The sequence below is a fragment of the Polaribacter sp. R2A056_3_33 genome (genome assembly GCF_019278485.1).
Lineage (GTDB): Bacteria > Bacteroidota > Bacteroidia > Flavobacteriales > Flavobacteriaceae > Polaribacter.
Genome location: NZ_CP058984.1, coordinates 3,771,670 through 3,790,783, shown reverse-complemented (window position 1 = coordinate 3,790,783; position 19,114 = coordinate 3,771,670). Strand labels below are relative to the sequence as shown.

The following is a 19,114-nucleotide window of genomic DNA, read 5'->3' as shown; positions in this document are numbered from 1 at the left end:
TTCTTTTTTATAATAACTTTTTTACTTCATTTTTAATAATACTTATAACAGTATCTGTTGGAGGTAATGTTTTAGAGTAATCGATAATCACGTTTTCGCGCAATTCATTAGCAGTTTTTGCAGTTTCTGCAACTTGTCTTAATTTATTAATAATGGTATTTTTTGTAGCCACAACTGCTGTCCAAGAATCGTCTGTAATGTACATTTGCTGTACTAAATTATGTTCAAACTCTTGATCTATATTTGCAATCAACAATTGTAAATAATCTTGTGTATCTTCTGTAATTGGTTTAATTCTTACCAACATTTTAACAGGGGTAATGCGCTCACAAAACAACAACATTCTTTCGTAAGCCTGTAATTTTATTGGTAAAGCTTCTTTTTTTCTTTGAGATAATAGCGCTATTTTTTCATCAGAACTTAGCTTTATGATTAATCTGTTAAAAATATAATAAGCAACGAAACCGGTAACAGCAGCGGGTAGAATATAAGCAATACTTTCTATTAGTTTATCTTCCATAAATTAGATGAATTTTAAAGTGTACAAATATAGTACTCCTAAAAAGATAGCAATACCAAAACTTAATAAAGTACCAATTAAAATATATTCGGTTAATTTTCTGTCTTTTGATGATGTTAAATCTCCAAATCTAAAAACAGATTTTGCTGCTAATAGAAAACCAATTGCTTCCCAATGATTGGTAATTACAAAGGTAAAAACAAATAAACGTTCTAGAATTCCAATATAACGACCTGCTTTTGCAAGAGAATCATCGTTTTCTTTTTTACTTTCAGGGTTCCATTGTGTAATTATTATTTTGATGATAATTGCAGAAACAAAAATAACCAACAGTAAAAAGATAATCAGTAATAAGAGTTGATCTGTTATTAAGTTTTCAGTTGATAAAGAAAAATTCACATAAAAAGAAGTCGCAAACGCTAGTACGATAAGATGCAAAACTTGATCTATAAAGAACCAAATCCGTTTTGTTTTCTTTTTTTGAAGATAGAGTTTTAATAGGTCTATACCATAATGAGATACTATAATTAACAAAAAAGCAGGCCAATATTCTTTTAAATTAAATTGAATCACTAACGCTAAAAATAGGGCATGAAGCACAATGTGATAATATAAATTTACCGATTTCACCTTCTTTTTTTCTTTATTTTCAACCCATTTTTCTGGTTGAAAAACAAAATCTCCTAAAATATGAGCTAACAAAAATTTTAACAATAAGAGCATTTTATAAATGTGTTTTTTGATTGATAATTTTTCTAAAACGTTTTTCTAGTTTCATAATAGGTTCAAAACCAGCACGTTTTTGGCGTTCGCTAACCCGTCCTTGTGTAATTCCTAAAATAGCTGCAATTTCATTTTGCGTACTGTTTTTTGATTCTAAGGATATTTTAAATACTTCTGCAGAGTTTTTTGTCCAAGAATCCATGGTTAATAAAGCTAAATCAAAAGCTATATTTAGTTCTGCATCAAATTCTTGCCAAGGTGTTTTTATGGCAATGGTTTGTTTCTTTAAATAAGTGTCAAACGCATAACCAGAATTTATAAAAGCTTCACCGTTAGACGCTGTAATTTCTGGAGTATTAAATTCTTTTTCTCCGATTCCAATTCCAATTCTAACATCTATATCTACTGTAGATTTTAAATGAGATTTCAACTTTAAAGCTGCATAAAATGCATTTTCACAGTTTTCTATTTCTAATTGAAAGCTATCTCCTCTGTAAATCTGCCAAAATTTTGGAGAGTCACCAAAAGTACTTAACGCCTCTTTTAGCGTTTCTAACCAAAAATTATCATCCTTTTTTCTAGAATTGATGATGTCGCCTGTTAAAATACTAGTCATTTGTAAATCTTAATTTTTAGCTAATATATCAATTATTAAGCTAAACAACAATATTATCTGTCTGTAAGCAGATATTTTAAATTATCTGCCTATAGGCAGATATTTGTGTTTATCTGTTCTTAAGCAGATATGTTTAGGTTTTCTTATGTAAAAATTGTGAATAAATAGTATTCATCTTCTTTTATAGAAACGAATAGTTTGGTTAATTTCACGCTTTCAAATTCCTTTAAAATAAACCATTGAGCACATATTTAGATTCTTTAAACGAACCACAGAGACAGGCTGTCTTACAGAAAGACGGACCCATGATTATTATTGCTGGTGCGGGTTCTGGTAAAACACGTGTATTAACCTATAGAATTGCGCATTTAATGAAGCAAGGCGTAGATTCTTTTAACATTTTATCACTTACATTTACCAACAAGGCAGCCAAAGAAATGAAGGCTAGAATTGCCGGTGTTGTAGGTCATAGTGAATCTAGAAACCTATGGATGGGAACTTTTCACTCCGTTTTTGCTAGAATTTTGCGTACCGAAGCAGACAAATTGGGGTTTCCAACTAATTTTACAATTTACGATTCTCAAGATTCTGTTCGTTTAATATCAGCAATTATTAAAGAGAAGAATTTAAATAGAGAACAATACAAACCCAAACAGATTTTAGGTCGAATTTCTTCCTTTAAGAATAGTTTAATTACGGTTAAAGCCTATTTTAATAACCCAGAATTACAAGAAGCAGATTTACATGCAAGTAGACCAGAAGTTGGTAATATCTATAGAGCCTATGTAGACCGATGTTTTAAGGCTGGTGCAATGGATTTTGATGATTTGTTGTTAAGAACCAATGAGTTATTGGCTCGTTTTCCAGAAACTTTGGCAAAATACCAAGATCGTTTTAGATATATAATGGTAGATGAGTATCAGGATACAAACCATTCTCAATATATTATTGTGAGAGCTTTGGCTGACAAATTCGGGAATATTTGTGTGGTTGGAGACGATTCTCAGAGTATTTATAGTTTTAGGGGAGCAAATATTCAGAATATATTAAATTTTCAGAAAGATTATCCAGATGTAAAAACCTTTAAATTAGAGCAAAATTACCGTTCTACAAGTAATATTGTAAACGCTGCAAATTCTGTTATCGAAAAAAATAAAACAAAATTAGATAAAGAAGTTTGGACCTCTAATGATCCTGGAGAAGCTATAAATGTAATGCGTACTATTTCCGACGGAGAAGAGGGACGTTTTGTGGCACAATCCATTTGGGAGAACCAAATGAACCATCAATTAACTCCAGATGATTTTTGTGTTTTGTATAGAACAAACTCACAATCTAGAGCTATTGAAGATGCGTTGCGTAAAAAAGGAATTGATTACAAAATTTATGGAGGAATCTCTTTTTATCAAAGGAAAGAAATTAAAGACATCTTGTCTTATTTACGTATTTTAATCAACCCAAATGATGAAGAAGCGTTAAAAAGAATCATCAATTATCCTGCAAGAGGAATTGGTGCAACAACCATAGATAGGTTAACAATAGCTGCAAATCATTATAAAAAATCTATTTTCGATATTATTAAATATATTGACAAAATAGATTTAAAAATAAATACTGGTACTAAAAATAAGCTTCGTAATTTTATGACGATGATGCAAAGTTTGCAAGTAGAATCGCAAACAAAAAATGCATTCGAAATTGCGGAAACTGTTGTAAAAAAGGCACAATTAATAAAAGATTTAGAAAAAGACGGAACGCCAGAAGCAGTTAGTAAAGTAGAAAACGTTCAAGAACTTTTAAACGGAATTAAAGATTTTATTACCGATAAAATTGAAGAAGGAGGCGATACTTCTTTAACTACTTTTTTAGAAGATGTGGCGTTGGCAACAGATTTTGATGCTAAAAAAGAAGATGACAAACCATCTGTTTCTTTAATGACTATTCACCAGTCTAAAGGATTGGAGTATATGTATGTGTATGTTGTTGGATTAGAGGAATCTTTATTTCCTTCTGCAATGAGTATGAATACGCGAAGTGAATTAGAGGAAGAGCGCAGGTTGTTTTACGTAGCTATAACAAGGGCAGAAAAAGTAGCTTATTTAAGTTATGCGCAAACCCGTTACAGATGGGGGAAATTGGTAGATGCAGAACCTAGTAGATTTTTAGAGGAAATAGATGATCAGTATCTAAATTACATCACTCCAAAAAGTACCAATCCAGCAATCAATAACTTTGTTGATAAAAGTATTTTTGATGATGCTCCAAAAGGAATTCGTTTTCAAAAACCGATTCAGCGTAAAAAAATGGAACGTGATTTGGTGAAGAAAAAAGAGATTATTATTCCTAAAAACCTAAAAAAGGTATCTCAAGCAACCTCAAAACCCAATTTATTTGATGGTAATATTGTTGTGGGTAATTTTGTAGAACACAATAGATTTGGAACAGGAGAGGTAATTGGATTAGAAGGAAATGGACCAAATAAAAAGGCAGAAATTAAATTTGGTACTGTTGGTAAAAAGAAATTATTACTTCAATTTGCCAAATTAAAAGTGATTGGTTAAAAATCAATCCATAAAACTAAAAATAAATTGTTATTTTGCAACGTTAAATAACTACAAACTATAATTTTTCAGTTCTAGTGTTTTCTTTTGGTTAAAATGATAAAGGAAAATGTATCGAGAACACTTCTCAAAAATATAAAAATGACATTCGATTTAGAATACAATTCAGAAAGACCGTTAATGATAATACCAGAATACGGCAGACATATACAAAAATTAGTAGACCATTGTTTGGCTTTAGAAACTAAAGATGAACGCGATAAAATGGCAAAAGCTATTGTAGATGTTATGGGAAATTTACAACCACATTTACGTGATGTACCAGATTTTAAACACAAACTTTGGGACCAGTTATACATCATGGCAGATTTTAAATTAGATGTAGAGTCTCCATATCCTCAACCATCTAAAGAAGAATTACAAGAGAAGCCAGAAGGATTAGCGTACCCAAAATCAGCCTCTAGATATCGTTATTATGGTAACAATATTCAAACAATGATAGATATTGCTTTAAGTTGGGAAGAAGGAGAGAAAAAAGAAGCTTTGGTATTTACAATTGCAAATCACATGAAAAAGTGTTATTTAAATTGGAATAAAGACACTGTAGATGATGCTGTAATTTTTAAACATTTATTCGATTTATCTGATGGTAAATTAGATTTAAGAAATACAGAAGAAGAACTTTCTGAAAGTAAAAACTTGTTAAGAAAGCCACGTACACAAGGCCAAAGTACAAGTAAAGGTACTTACAAGAAACCACAACATAGCAATCAAAATAAAAATAGAAAAAGATATTAGTACATGGCATCATTTAAAATTGAAGGCGGTCATAAATTAAGCGGAACCATTACTCCACAAGGAGCAAAAAACGAAGTTTTACAAATACTCTGTGCTGTTTTATTAACACCAGAAAAAGTTGTTGTAAATAATGTTCCAGATATTATTGATGTCAACAAACTAATTTTTATTCTTGGAGAATTAGGTGTAAAAATAGAAAAATTAAGTAGAAATTCTTACGCTTTTCAAGCGGATGAAATCAATTTAGAGTATTTAGAATCTGCAGATTTTAAAAGAGACGGAAGTTCTTTACGTGGTTCTATTATGATAGTTGGTCCACTTTTAGCTCGTTTTGGTAGAGGATATATTCCAAGACCTGGAGGAGATAAAATTGGTCGTAGACGTTTAGATACCCATTTTGAAGGATTTATAAGATTAGGCGCAAAATTCCGTTATAATAAAGAAGAGCATTTTTACGGCGTAGAAGCAGAAGAATTGTTTGGTGTAGATATGTTATTAGATGAAGCATCTGTAACAGGAACCGCTAATATTTTAATGGCGTCTGTTTTAGCTACAGGAACTACAAAAATTTATAACGCAGCTTGTGAACCTTATATTCAACAATTATGTAAAATGTTGAATTCTATGGGAGCTAATATCTCAGGAGTTGGCTCTAACTTATTAATCATAGAAGGAGTAGATGCTCTTGGTGGTTGTGAGCACAGAGTTTTACCAGATATGATTGAAATTGGTTCTTGGATTGGTGTTGCAGTAATGACAAGATCTGAATTAACCATTAAAGATGTTAGTTGGGACAACTTAGGACAAATACCTAATGTGTTTAGAAAATTAGGGATTATATTAGAGAGAAAAGGAGATGATATTTACATTCCTGAACAAGAATCGTATGAAATACAGAATTTTATAGATGGTTCTGTTTTAACCGTTGCAGATGCTCCTTGGCCTGGGTTTACACCAGATTTATTGAGTATTGTTTTGGTAATTGCAACACAAGCAAAGGGAACTGTTTTAATACATCAAAAAATGTTTGAAAGCCGTTTGTTTTTTGTTGATAAATTGATTGACATGGGGGCGAAAGTAATTTTGTGCGACCCGCATAGAGCCACTGTAATTGGTATGAATTTTGAGAGCTCATTAAAAGCTACCAAAATGACATCGCCAGATATTAGAGCAGGTATCTCCTTATTAATAGCTGCTTTATCTGCTAGAGGAACATCTATAATAAATAATATAGAACAAATAGATAGAGGTTACGAGAATATTGAAGCTCGTTTAAAATCTATTGGTGCTAAAATTGAAAGAATTGCTGAATAAGAAAAAGTTTTTTATTAATTTAAAAATACTTTTAGATCATGATAAGAAGTTTGTGGAAAGAAGAATGGAAGCATATTAAATTTGATGAGAAAATTTCTGATGTAAAAAAATTTAAGATTTCTAATTTAGGAAGAGTGCTTTATTTTAAAGAAGATAAAGAGTTTTTAAGAAATAAGAGTTTTATAAATGGATATGAAACTATTTATGTAAAGCAAGTTGCTAATAACAAATCTACAAGTAGATATGTACATAAGTTGGTGGCAGAGCATTTTTTAGAAAAAGAAAACGAAGATCAAATTTATGTTTTACATAAAAATTATGACAAAACAGATAATACTGTAGAGAATTTAAAGTGGGCAACTAAAAGAGAGAAAGAGTTGCATCAATTTAAAAACCCTGTGTATATAGAAGCTATTAAAAATAAAAAAACTAGTTATAAGCTTACAGAAGGAAAAGTAAAAATCATAAAAAGGCAACTTAAAAATAAAAGAACAAGAATCACAATGATTGCCAAACGATTTGGAGTTTCAGATATGCAAATTCATAGAATTAAATCTGGAGAAAATTGGAGCCATGTTAAAATATAAAGAGGTTAAAAATAGTGTCAATCTGACACTATTTTTTTGTTGGCAACGTTTTTGCCTTTTAATAGTAGACATTTTAACGATTACAAAGATAATGAGTAAGAAAGATAACACCCAAGAAGAAGAAATAAAGAACGAACAAGAAACTGTTCAAGTTGAAGAAAATCAAGAGGTTGAGGCTGAAGTTGTAAAAGAAGAACCTACAACAGAAGAGTTACTTCAAACTGAAAAAGATAAGTTTTTACGTTTGTTTGCTGAGTTCGAAAACTATAAAAAGAGAACTTCCAGAGAAAGAATAGAATTATTTAAAACTGCTGGACAAGATTTAATGACATCTTTACTGCCAATTATTGATGATTTTGAACGTGCGCTGTCACATATTGAAGATGATAAAGAGGCAGAAGAATTAAGAAAAGGAGTGTTGTTAATTTATCAAAAATTATTTAACACTTTAGAATTAAAAGGATTGTCTACAGTGGAAACTAAAGCTGGTGATGTTTTTGATGCTGAAATTCATGAAGCAATTACACAAATTCCTGCTCCATCAGAAGATTTAAAAGGAAAAGTAATTGACTGTGTTGAAAAAGGATACAAATTAGGCGACAAAATTATTCGTTACCCTAAAGTAGTTATCGGACAGTAAAAAAGTATTCAGTTTACAATAACAGTGAGCAACATATGCAAAACTAATGTTGTAAACTAAAGAAGTATTAATGACAGTGAGCAGTGAGAGCTGAAAAATTGTTGTGAAATACTGAAAATTAAAAATAAAAAATGGCAAAACAAGATTTTTACGAAATATTAGGTCTCTCAAAATCTGCTACTCAAGCAGAAATAAAGAAAGGGTATAGAAAAATGGCGATCAAATATCATCCTGATAAAAACCCGGATGATAAAACTGCTGAAGAAAATTTTAAAAAAGCTGCAGAAGCTTATGAAATTTTAAGTGACGAAAACAAAAAAGCTCGTTATGATCAATACGGTCACGCAGGTTTTGAAGGTCCACAAGGTGGCGGCGGTTTCGGTGGAGGCGGCATGAATATGGATGACATATTTAGTCAGTTTGGTGATATCTTTGGCGGCGGAGGCGGTGGCTTCGGAGGCGGCTTTGGTGGTTTTGGAGGTGGCGGAGGCCAACGACAAGCTAGAGTAAAAGGAAGTAATATGCGAATTCGTGTAAGACTTACTTTAGAAGAAATAGCTAAAGGAGTAGAAAAGAAAGTAAAGGTTAGACGTAAAGTACAAGCAGACGGAGTAACTTATAAAACCTGTACTACGTGTAATGGATCTGGACAACAAATGCGAGTTACCAATACAATTTTAGGTAGAATGCAAACTGCAACTACTTGTGGTACTTGTTCTGGTGCTGGAGAAATAATTAGTACAAAACCAAGTGAAGCAGATGCACAAGGTTTAATTATAAAAGAAGAAACTGTACCAATTAATATTCCTGCAGGAGTTACAGAAGGTGTACAATTAAAAGTAGGAGGAAAAGGGAATGAAGCTCCTGGTAAAAATTCTGTTGCTGGAGATTTATTAGTATTAATTGAAGAAGTTCCTCATGATGTTTTAAAGAGAGAAGGAACCAATATTCATTATGATTTATATGTAAATTTCTCTGAAGCTGTTTTAGGAACAAGCAAAGAAGTTGATACAGTTACAGGTAAAGTAAAAATCAAAATTGATGCTGGTACACAATCTGGCAAAATTTTAAGATTAAAAGGAAAAGGTTTACCAAGTATAGAAAGATATGGTACTGGAGATTTCTTAATACATATAAATGTTTGGACACCACAAGAGTTGAATAAAGAACAAAAACAATTCTTTGATAAAATGTCTGACAACGAAAATTTTAGACCTAGTCCAAATAAATCAGATAAGTCATTTTTTGAAAAAGTAAAAGACATGTTTTCTTAACGAAATGTTAATTTCAAATTAATAAGTATCTTTTTAAAAGAAGTTGTATTTTATTTACAATATTTAATGTACATTTGCAGTGTTGCTGATTTTATCGGCAACACTTTTTCTTTTTCATAGCAATTTTTCCCACTCATTTATGAGTGGGTTTTTTTTATGACTAAAGATAAAATTATAACATAATATAGAAATTGCAGACTTATCTTATCGACTTGTGTATGCAAGTAGGAAAGTCCGGACACCAAAGAGTATCATAGCGGATAACATCCGTCCAGCGAGAGCTGAGGACCAGTGCAACAGAAAGAATGTACAGTTAGGCTGTAGTGAAACCAGGTAAACTCTATGAGGTGCAATGCCATGTAAATTAGAGCTTGAGAGCTACTCGCTCGATTCTAAAGGGTAGGCAGATAGAAGTTACGAGTAATTGTAACTCTAGATAAATGATAAGAGCCTTTTTAAGGAACAGGATTCGGCTTATTAGTCTGCATTTTCTATATAATTATTAAAACTTCAAAATAAATCAACAAACAATCCTTTTTATTGATTTAAAATCAGTGTTTTATCGAATAACTTTTTTTTATTCATTAATTCACGCAATCTATTATTTATCTTTTAATTTTAATATAAAAAATGTAAGTTTGTCATACTAAAATAAATAAATAATTTTACAGTTTGTCTTTTCGTTTATAAGAATTAAAAAGGCCTACAGTAACTAAAGATTTCTTTCATGAGTATTTATAAAGACTACCTTAAGCAGATAGAAGAACGTAAAGAACAGGGTCTTCATCCACAACCAATTGATGGTGCAGAATTACTAAGCAAAATCATTGAACAAATTAAAGATTTAGAAAACGAGTACAGAGAAGAATCTTTGAACTTTTTTATATATAATGTTTTACCAGGAACTACAAGTGCTGCTGTAGTGAAAGCTAAATTTTTAAAAGAAATTATTTTAGGTGAATCAATCGTAAAAGAAATTACAACTTCTTCTGCTTTTGAGCAATTATCACACATGAAAGGTGGGCCATCTGTAAAAGTGCTATTAGATTTAGCATTAGGATCAGATGCTGACGTTGCAAAACAAGCAGCAGACGTATTAAAAACACAAGTTTTTCTTTACGAAGCAGATACAGCTCGTTTAGAAGAGGCGTTTAATAGTGGTAATAAAATTGCAATTGATCTTATTAAAAGTTACGCAAATGCAGAGTTTTTTACAAAATTACCAGAAATAGAAGAAAAAATAGATGTTGTTACGTTTATCGCAGGAGTTGGTGATATTTCTACAGATTTATTATCTCCAGGTGGTGATGCACACTCTCGTTCAGATAGAGAATTACACGGTCAGTGTTTATTTGAGCATAATAAAGAACAACAAGCAGAATTAAAAGCAGTACAAGCACAGCATCCAGACAAAAGAGTGATGTTAATTGCTGAAAAAGGAACAATGGGAGTTGGTTCTTCTAGAATGTCTGGTGTAAATAATGTTGCTTTATGGACAGGTATTAAATCTAGCCCATATGTGCCATTTATAAATATTGCTCCGGTAATTGCTGGAACAAACGGAATTTCTCCAATTTTCTTAACAACTGTTGGTGTAACTGGTGGTATTGGTTTAGACCTTAAAAACTGGATACAACAAAAAGATGTAGAAGGAAATACTATTCGTGATGAAAACGGAGACCCTGTTTTAAAAGAAGAGTATTCTGTTGCAACAGGTACTGTCCTTACAATTAATACAAAAGAAAAAAAATTATATAACGGAGATACAGAATTAAAAGATATTTCTGCAGCATTTACACCACAAAAAATGGAGTTTATGAAAGCAGGTGGTTCTTATGCTGTTGTTTTTGGTAAAAAATTACAAACCTTTGCTTCTAAAGTATTAGGTATAGATGTAGTGCCTGTTTATGCACCATCAAAAGAAATTTCTATTGAAGGACAAGGTTTAACAGCAGTTGAAAAAATATTCAATAAAAATGCAGTTGGAACAACACCAGGAGCAGTTTTACATGCAGGTTCTGATGTTCGTGTAGAAGTAAATATTGTAGGTTCTCAAGATACTACAGGTTTAATGACTTCTCAAGAATTAGAAATGATGGCTGCAACAGTGATTTCTCCAATTGTAGATGGAGCTTATCAGTCTGGTTGTCACACAGCATCTGTTTGGGATGATAAATCTAAAGCGAACATACCAAGGTTAATGAAGTTTATGAACGATTTTGGTTTAATTACTGGTCGTGACCCTAAAGGGAAATATTTTCCAATGACGGATGTTATTCATAAAGTGTTAAACGATCTTACAGTAGGAGATTGGGATATTATTATTGGTGGAGATTCTCACACACGTATGTCTAAAGGTGTTGCTTTTGGTGCAGATTCAGGAACCGTTGCCTTAGCATTAGCTACAGGTGAGGCTTCAATGCCAATTCCAGAATCAGTAAAAGTTACTTTTAAAGGACAAATGAAATCTTATATGGATTTCCGTGATGTTGTACACGCTACACAAGCTCAAATGCTTAAGCAATTTGGTGGAGAAAACGTATTTCAAGGAAGAATCATTGAGGTTCATATTGGTACATTGACTTCAGATGAAGCATTTACATTTACAGATTGGACTGCAGAGATGAAAGCAAAAGCTTCTATCTGTATTTCTGAAGATGATACTTTAATTGAGTCTTTAGAGATTGCAAAAGGTCGTATCCAAATCATGATTGATAAAGGAATGGACAATGCAGGTAAAGTTCTTAAAGGTTTAGTAGAAAAAGCAGAAAATAGAATTGTAGAACTTAAAACAGGTATTAAACCTTCTTTAAGACCAGATGCAAATGCGAAGTATCATGCAGAAGTTGTTATCGATTTAGATGAAATCGCAGAACCAATGATTGCAGATCCAGATGTAAATAATGATGACGTTTCTAAACGTTATACACATGATAACATCAGACCATTATCTTACTATGGAGGTACTAAAAAAGTAGATTTAGGTTTCGTAGGATCTTGTATGGTTCATAAAGGTGATATGAAAATATTAGCTCAAATGTTAAAGAATGTGGAGGCTCAATATGGCAAAGTTGAATTTAAAGCACCTTTAGTAGTTGCACCACCAACGTATAATATTGTTGATGAATTAAAAGCAGAAGGAGATTGGGATGTTTTAGTAAAATATTCTGGTTTCGAATTCGATGATAACGCACCAAAAGGAGTAGCACGTACAGGATACGAAAACATGTTATACTTAGAGCGTCCAGGTTGTAACTTATGTATGGGTAACCAAGAAAAAGCAGCACCAGGAGATACAGTAATGGCAACATCTACACGTTTATTCCAAGGAAGAGTTGTAAAAGATTCTGGAGAGAAAAAAGGTGAATCTTTATTATCTTCTACACCTGTAGTTGTATTGTCTACAATTTTAGGTAGAACACCAACTATGGCTGAATATGAAGCAGCAGTAGACGGAATTGTTTTAACGAAGTTTAAACCATCTCAAAAACAATTAGTGAGATAGTTTTAAGTTTCTAATTATATATTAAAAAGCCTGAGTTTTAAACTCAGGCTTTTTTTGTTCTTCTTATAAAAGAAATAAATTGATCTGAATTTGCAGAGTTTTAAATAGATTATATATCAAAATAGCCATTATGCTTTAATATCAATAAACATAATTTAAATAAAACTTGTAGGGTCATTATAATAATCTAAAGTCAAAATGATTTTTAAGTATTTGTAATATTTACTTTAGATAAAACTTAGATTAGAGTTTGGGGTTCCCTCGCCAAAAGAGGCGAGGTCGGGCTTTATGTTACAATCTTTTTGTTCATACTTCTCAAAAAGGATTTTCACTTCAATCCCTAACCCAGGCTATTCGTATCTTTTGATGTAATTGCATATTCCGAGCAACTATTTTCTATCAAAATTATCTATTTCACTATCAGTATTAAATCTTTTCTTAGCAAAATTCAGTTATAAAACTAGTAGATATTTTTGTATCTTAGTGTACTTATAAATATTAACAACTAAATTATATATAATCTTATGGCATTTGATATTAATATGATTAAAAAAGTGTATTCAAACGTAGTAGAACGTGTGGATGCTGCTCGTAAACTTACAGGAAAACCTTTAACTTTATCAGAAAAAATTCTGTATTCGCATTTATGGGATAAAACATCAGATAAAGCTTTTGTTAGAGGTAAAGACTATGTAGATTTTGCACCAGACAGAATTGCATTACAAGATGCAACTGCGCAAATGGCATTACTGCAATTTATGCAAGCTGGTAAAAGTAAAGTAGCAGTTCCTACAACCACGCACTGTGATCATTTAATTCAAGCTAAAAACGGTGCAAGTATGGATTTACAGTCTGCACTTAATACCAGTAATGAAGTTTTTAACTTTTTAGAATCAGTATCTAATAAATACGGATTAGGTTTTTGGAAACCCGGAGCAGGAATTATTCACCAAGTAGTTTTAGAAAATTATGCATTTCCAGGAGGAATGATGATTGGTACAGATTCTCACACAGTAAATGCTGGTGGTTTAGGTATGGTTGCTATTGGTGTTGGTGGTGCAGATGCAGTAGATGTAATGGCAGGTATGGCTTGGGAATTAAAGTTTCCTAAATTAATAGGAGTGAAGTTAACCGGTAAATTATCTGGTTGGACTGCACCAAAAGACGTTATTTTAAAAGTAGCAGGTATTGTTTCTGCAAAAGGAGGAACAGGAGCCATTGTTGAATATTTTGGTGAAGGAGCAACTTCTATGTCTTGTACAGGTAAAGGTACCATTTGTAATATGGGAGCCGAAATAGGAGCTACAACTTCTACTTTTGGGTATGATGAATCTATGGAGCGTTATTTACGCGCTACAGATAGAAGTGATGTTGCAGATGCTGCAAACGAAGTAAAAGAGTATTTAACAGGTGATGCTGAAGTTTATGCAAACCCAGAAGAATATTTTGACCAAGTTATAGAAATTAATTTATCAGAATTAGGACCATTATTAAACGGACCTTTTACGCCAGATTTATCTACAAAAGTAGGAACAGATATGGCAAAGGCTGCTAATGATAACGATTGGCCATTAAAAGTAGAATGGGGATTAATTGGTTCTTGTACAAACTCTTCTTACGAAGATTTATCGAGAGCTTCTTCAATTGCACAACAAGCGCTGGATAAAGGTTTAAAAATAAAATCGGAATTAGGAATTAACCCTGGATCTGAAAAAGTAAGATATACAGCAGATAGAGATGGTATTATTGGTATCTTCGAAAAGTTAGATGCAAAGATTTTTACAAACGCTTGTGGACCATGTATTGGTCAATGGGCTCGTTATGAAGATCCAAAAAATGCACCTAAAAATAGTATTGTTCACTCTTTTAATAGAAACTTTGCAAAGCGTGCAGATGGTAACCCAAATACACATGCTTTTGTTGCTTCACCAGAATTAACAGCAGCTATTGCAATTGCTGGTCGTTTAGATTTTAATCCGATTACGGATAAATTAATCAACGAAAACGGAGAAGAAGTAATGTTAGATGAACCAACAGGATGGGAATTACCTCCAAAAGGTTTTGAAGTAAAAGATGATGGTTATTTAGCACCAGAAAAAGATGGAAGTCATGTAAAGATTGCAGTAAAAGATGATTCTGACAGATTACAATTATTAGAACCTTTTACTCCTTTAGGAAACAAATTAGAAGGTGTAAAATTATTAATAAAAGCATTTGGTAAATGTACAACAGATCACATTTCTATGGCGGGACCATGGTTGCGTTACAGAGGGCATTTAGATAATATTTCTAACAACTGTTTAATTGGAGCTGTAAATGCGTTTGGAATGAAAACCAATTTTGTTAAAAACCAATTAACTGGTGAGTTTGGAGGTGTACCAGATACTGCAAGAGCTTATAAAGCTGCAGGTATAAAATCTATTGTAGTTGGAGATCATAATTATGGTGAAGGTTCTTCTAGAGAGCACGCTGCAATGGAGCCTAGACATTTAGGTGTTGCTGCTGTTTTAGTAAAATCTTTTGCTAGAATTCATGAGACCAACTTAAAGAAACAAGGAATGTTAGGTTTAACATTTAATAATGAAGCAGATTATGATTTAATTCAAGAAGATGATACGTTTAACTTTGTGGATTTAAATGAATTTGCTCCAGATAAACCTTTAACGATAGAAGTTGTTCATGCAGATGGATCTAAAGATATGATTGTTACAAACCATACTTATAATCAAGGTCAGATTGAATGGTATAATGAAGGTTCTGCCTTAAACTTAATTAAAAAAGAAAATGCTTAAAATTTAAGCGTTTTAAATATAAAACTCTCGGAGAAATTCGAGAGTTTTTTTGTTACTTCAAATTATGAATACAGAAAAATTTAATCAGTTTTTAAATAAAATTTCAAAAGAGCCTCTACCTGTAATAGATGCAGCAATTTCTTTAGAAAGTTATTTTCCAATAGTAATTTCATCCAAAAATAAAGAGTTATTAAATTTTGATATCTCTTCTTCATCGGAATGGGAAGTATATTTAAAATCGTTTCTAGAGAAAAACAAAGCTAAAATAGCTTTTGGAGGTTATTTCGAAAAAAGAAATATTTACGACAGAAGTAATTATTTTAAAAATGTATCAGAAAATGAAAAAAGAAACATTCATTTAGGTATTGATTTATGGTGTAAAGAAAGCATCAAAGTATTAGCGGTCTTGGATGGGGAAGTCCATAGTTTTAAAAATAATAAAAATTTTGGAGATTATGGCCCAACTATTATTTTAAAGCATGAAATAGAAAATGAGGTTTTTTATACTTTATATGGACATTTGTCATTAGCATCCATAGAAAATATAAAAGTTGGAGATGCTGTTTTACAAGGAAATACCATTGGATATTTAGGAAGTTCTACTGTAAACGGAGAGTATGCGCCACATTTACACTTTCAAATTATTAGAGATTTAGAAGATAATTTTGGAGACTATCCTGGAGTGTCATCCAAAGAAAATATAGCATTTTATAAAAATAATTGTCCAAACCCAAATTTATTACTAAAATTAGCTATTTAGTTTTTTTGTAAGCTATTACGCTGTTTATAGACTCAATAGGTAACCAAAACTAAAACTCCTTTTATGAATAACTTATGGTTTTTTGATAACGTAAACTTATTTAACCTTCTTTGTCCTCACAAATTTAAAGAATATAAAAAGTGTCATTCTTTTGATGCTTATAAAAAAAGTGATTACATCTACTTTGAAGAAGACTCTGCAAGTAAGGTTTATCTCATAGAAAAAGGAAAAGTGAAGTTAGGGTATTATACAGAAGAGGGAAATGAAGTTGTTAAAGCCATTTTAACCAAAGGAGAATTGTTTGGAGAAAAAGCCATTTTAGGAGAGGAAATAAGAAATGAATTTGCGCAATCTGTAGATGCATCAACATCAATTTGTCCCATAGGAGTAGAGACTATGCACGATTTAATGCGTGATAATAAAACCTTTAGTTTAAAAATTTATAAGTTTTTAGGACTTCGTTTTAAGAAATTAGAAAGACGATTACAATTAATATTATTTAAGGATTCTAAAACAAGGTTTTTAGAATTTATGAAAGAGCTTTGTGAGGAATTTGGTCATGATTGTGAAAAAACAGGTGATAAAGTAATAGTCCATCCATATACACAAAAAGATATAGCCTCTTTAATTGGTACTTCTAGATCTAATTTAAATGTATTAATGAATGAGTTAAAGGAAGCAAACATTATCAGTTTCAATAGAAAAGAGATAAGATTACTTCAAAAAATAGCATAAGTGTTAGCTAGCTAACATTTAAAGACTTGTTAAACTTATAATTTTGTCATCAACATTAACATAAATATTAATAAGATGAAAAAAATTTTAAATTTAGCATTCGCATTTGCAATTGCAACTACTTTTGTAGCTTGTAGCGACGATGACAACAACAACAACATTGCACCAACAACAGGAGATTTAACAGTAGACTTTACAGGTTTAGAAGCATTAGGAGCTGATTTCGTTTACGAAGGTTGGTTAATTGTAAACGGAAGTCCGGTAAGTACAGGTACATTTACAAGCGTAACTTTTCCACAAACGTATACTGTTGGTATTGATGATTTACAAGCAGCAACAACGTTTGTTTTATCTATTGAGCCAGCTGGAGAAACAGGAGCAGAAGCTTTAGCACCAGCAGCAACGAAACTTTTAGCAGGTAACTTTTCTGGAAATATAGCAAGTGTAAATTCAGACAACATAGTTGTTGATGCTAGTGGAGAAATTAAAGATTTAGGATCTTCATGGGGAAAATATATTTTAGCTACACCTACAGATAATGACGATACAAATGATGCAAGTGGAATTTGGTTTTTAGATAATTCTAACGATCCTACTGTTGCGGGTTTAGGTTTACCAACTTTAACTGATGGATGGAAATATGAAGGATGGGTTGTTATAGATGGAACTCCAGTAAGTACAGGTACTTTTACTGCAGTTGATGTAGCAGACGATAACGCAGCAACATCACCTTTTAAAGGGTCTGTTAGTAATGGACCAGGTTATCCCGGTGAAGATTTTGTAACAGGATCTGCAGCAGGTGTAGATTTCCCTACAGATTTAAAAGGAAAAACAGTGGTAATTTCAGTAGAGCCAAGTCCAGATAATAGTTCTGCACCTTTTGCTTTAAAGCCTTTAGCGCATGTTGTACCAGCAGATGCAATGACTTTTACAGTAATAAATATGGTAACAGGACCATTACCAATTTTATCTGGAAGTGTAACAAGATAACAGAAAAAAAATATATCTACTATTGTGTTAATGGTTGATTTATTTGAAGGGTAATTATATATTATATAATTGCCCTTTTCTGTTTATAAAAAGTTTGGATAAATTTAGAAAACACCTATTCGGTTACTTCGTCAATTGTCTTTAAAATGATGTTGCAGCCTTTAATTATTTCTTCGTCAGAAATGGTCAATGGAGGCGTAATTCTCATTGCTTTTTCTTCAAACAATAAAAAGAATAGAACTAATCCGTTTTCTAAACATTTTAAAATTACTTTAGAATTTAATTCGGCAGATTCTAAAATAGCGGCTAACATTAATCCTCTTCCTCTAATTTCTACAATTGAAGGATGTACTAAATGTTCTCTGATTAACGCTTCTTTTCGTAAAACTTCTTTAATAAAGTTATTCTGAGTAATTTCTTTTACAGTTGCTACGGCTGCTGCAGAAATAACAGGATGACCAGCAAAAGTAGAAATATGACCTAATTTAGGATTGTCTTTTAATAAACTCATGTTTTCAAAAGAGGAAATAAATGCACCAATTGGCATTCCACCTCCTAAACCTTTCCCAGTAATTATGATATCCGGAATTACATTGTAGTTTTCAAATCCCCAAAATGTACCAGTTCTACCAATTCCTGTTTGTATTTCATCTAAAATTAACAAAGCACCAACTTCTAAACAACGTTGTTTTACTTTCGATAAAAAATCATCTTTAGATTCAATAAAACCAGCACCACCTTGTATGGTTTCTATAATTACAGCAGCAGTTTTATTCGTGATCTTATCTAATTCACTTTCATTATTGAATTCAATAAATCTTGTTCCAGGAATTAAAGGTCTAAAAGCTTGATTCTGTTTTTCTACCCCAGAAACGCTCATAGAACCCATTGTATTACCGTGATAAGAGTTTTTTGCAGCAATTATTTCTGCTCTATTAGTAACTCTTTTGGCTAATTTTAAAGCACCTTCTGTTGCTTCTGTTCCAGAGTTTGTAATATAAACAGTGTTTAAATTCTCTGGAGAATTTTGTGCTAAAATTTTACACAATGCTACTTGAGGTTGTTGTATAAACTCGCCATAAACCATAACATGCGCATACGCATCTAATTGGTTTTTTATGGCATCTGTAACTTTAGGGTGATTATGACCTAAACTATTTGCAGAAACACCTGCAACAAAGTCTAAATATGCTTTTCCTGAAGTATCGTAAATATAACTTCCTTTTGCCTTAGAAATTTCTATTGCAAGTGGGTGAGGAGTAGTTTGTGCTTGGTATTTAAAAAAATCTTTTTTCAAGC

Annotated in this window: 15 protein-coding genes and 1 other RNA gene; 12 read left to right on the top strand and 4 right to left on the bottom strand. The window is 31.8% G+C overall.

Annotated features, from left to right (window positions below):
* Positions 1-7 precede the first annotated feature (7 nt).
* Genes H0I29_RS15970 through H0I29_RS15960 form a run of 3 tightly spaced genes read right to left on the bottom strand, consistent with a single transcriptional unit; the run spans position 8 to position 1,859 of the window.
* A complete protein-coding gene (locus tag H0I29_RS15970) occupies positions 8-520 on the bottom strand; it encodes a hypothetical protein (RefSeq protein WP_218753304.1) in 513 nt (170 codons plus the stop codon).
* Positions 521-523: 3 nt separating this feature from the next.
* Entirely contained in the window at positions 524-1,243 is a 720-nt protein-coding gene (locus tag H0I29_RS15965; protein ID WP_218753302.1) for a DUF3307 domain-containing protein, read from the bottom strand.
* Between the two features lies 1 nt (position 1,244).
* The gene (locus H0I29_RS15960) at positions 1,245-1,859 is read right to left on the bottom strand and encodes a SatD family protein (RefSeq protein ID WP_218753301.1); all 615 of its coding nucleotides are present in this window, start codon (positions 1,857-1,859) and stop codon (positions 1,245-1,247) included.
* A gap of 239 nt (positions 1,860-2,098) precedes the next feature.
* Between H0I29_RS15960 and H0I29_RS15955 the strand changes: the two genes are divergently transcribed.
* The 12 genes from H0I29_RS15955 to H0I29_RS15900 all read left to right on the top strand — a co-directional run bounded on the left by H0I29_RS15955 (position 2,099) and on the right by H0I29_RS15900 (position 17,815).
* Positions 2,099-4,420, top strand: coding sequence for an ATP-dependent helicase (locus tag H0I29_RS15955; protein ID WP_218753299.1), 2,322 nt, complete (start codon positions 2,099-2,101; stop codon positions 4,418-4,420).
* A gap of 141 nt (positions 4,421-4,561) precedes the next feature.
* Complete coding sequence (locus H0I29_RS15950; RefSeq protein WP_218730517.1) at positions 4,562-5,218, top strand: DUF4290 domain-containing protein; 657 nt, start codon at positions 4,562-4,564, stop codon at positions 5,216-5,218.
* A gap of 3 nt (positions 5,219-5,221) precedes the next feature.
* Positions 5,222-6,532: a UDP-N-acetylglucosamine 1-carboxyvinyltransferase gene (gene murA, locus H0I29_RS15945; protein ID WP_218730516.1), complete on the top strand. Its 1,311-nt coding sequence runs from the start codon at positions 5,222-5,224 to the stop codon at positions 6,530-6,532.
* A 38-nt stretch (positions 6,533-6,570) separates the two neighbouring features.
* Positions 6,571-7,119 carry an HNH endonuclease gene (locus H0I29_RS15940; protein ID WP_218753297.1) on the top strand — a complete coding sequence of 183 codons (549 nt, stop codon included), beginning with the start codon at positions 6,571-6,573 and terminating at the stop codon, positions 7,117-7,119.
* A gap of 91 nt (positions 7,120-7,210) precedes the next feature.
* Positions 7,211-7,759 (top strand): nucleotide exchange factor GrpE, encoded by a 549-nt coding sequence (locus H0I29_RS15935; RefSeq protein ID WP_218753295.1) that lies wholly within the window; start codon positions 7,211-7,213, stop codon positions 7,757-7,759.
* Positions 7,760-7,890: 131 nt separating this feature from the next.
* Positions 7,891-9,033, top strand: coding sequence for a molecular chaperone DnaJ (dnaJ, locus tag H0I29_RS15930; protein ID WP_218753293.1), 1,143 nt, complete (start codon positions 7,891-7,893; stop codon positions 9,031-9,033).
* A gap of 190 nt (positions 9,034-9,223) precedes the next feature.
* An RNA gene (gene rnpB, locus H0I29_RS15925) (RNase P RNA component class A) lies at positions 9,224-9,526 on the top strand.
* Positions 9,527-9,760: 234 nt separating this feature from the next.
* Positions 9,761-12,538, top strand: coding sequence for a bifunctional aconitate hydratase 2/2-methylisocitrate dehydratase (locus tag H0I29_RS15920; RefSeq protein ID WP_218753292.1), 2,778 nt, complete (start codon positions 9,761-9,763; stop codon positions 12,536-12,538).
* 524 nt (positions 12,539-13,062) lie between these two features.
* Positions 13,063-15,330: an aconitate hydratase gene (locus H0I29_RS15915; protein ID WP_218753290.1), complete on the top strand. Its 2,268-nt coding sequence runs from the start codon at positions 13,063-13,065 to the stop codon at positions 15,328-15,330.
* 64 nt (positions 15,331-15,394) lie between these two features.
* A complete protein-coding gene (locus H0I29_RS15910) occupies positions 15,395-16,090 on the top strand; it encodes a peptidoglycan DD-metalloendopeptidase family protein (protein ID WP_218753288.1) in 696 nt (231 codons plus the stop codon).
* 63 nt (positions 16,091-16,153) lie between these two features.
* Positions 16,154-16,825 (top strand): Crp/Fnr family transcriptional regulator, encoded by a 672-nt coding sequence (locus H0I29_RS15905; RefSeq protein ID WP_218730509.1) that lies wholly within the window; start codon positions 16,154-16,156, stop codon positions 16,823-16,825.
* A 75-nt stretch (positions 16,826-16,900) separates the two neighbouring features.
* The gene (locus H0I29_RS15900) at positions 16,901-17,815 is read left to right on the top strand and encodes an anti-sigma factor (RefSeq protein WP_218753286.1); all 915 of its coding nucleotides are present in this window, start codon (positions 16,901-16,903) and stop codon (positions 17,813-17,815) included.
* A gap of 115 nt (positions 17,816-17,930) precedes the next feature.
* On the opposite strand, the gene H0I29_RS15895 is transcribed toward H0I29_RS15900, so the two are convergent.
* Positions 17,931-19,112, bottom strand: a complete 1,182-nt coding sequence (locus H0I29_RS15895; RefSeq protein ID WP_218753284.1) for an aspartate aminotransferase family protein — start codon at positions 19,110-19,112, stop codon at positions 17,931-17,933.
* Between the last annotated feature and the right edge of the window lie 2 nt (positions 19,113-19,114).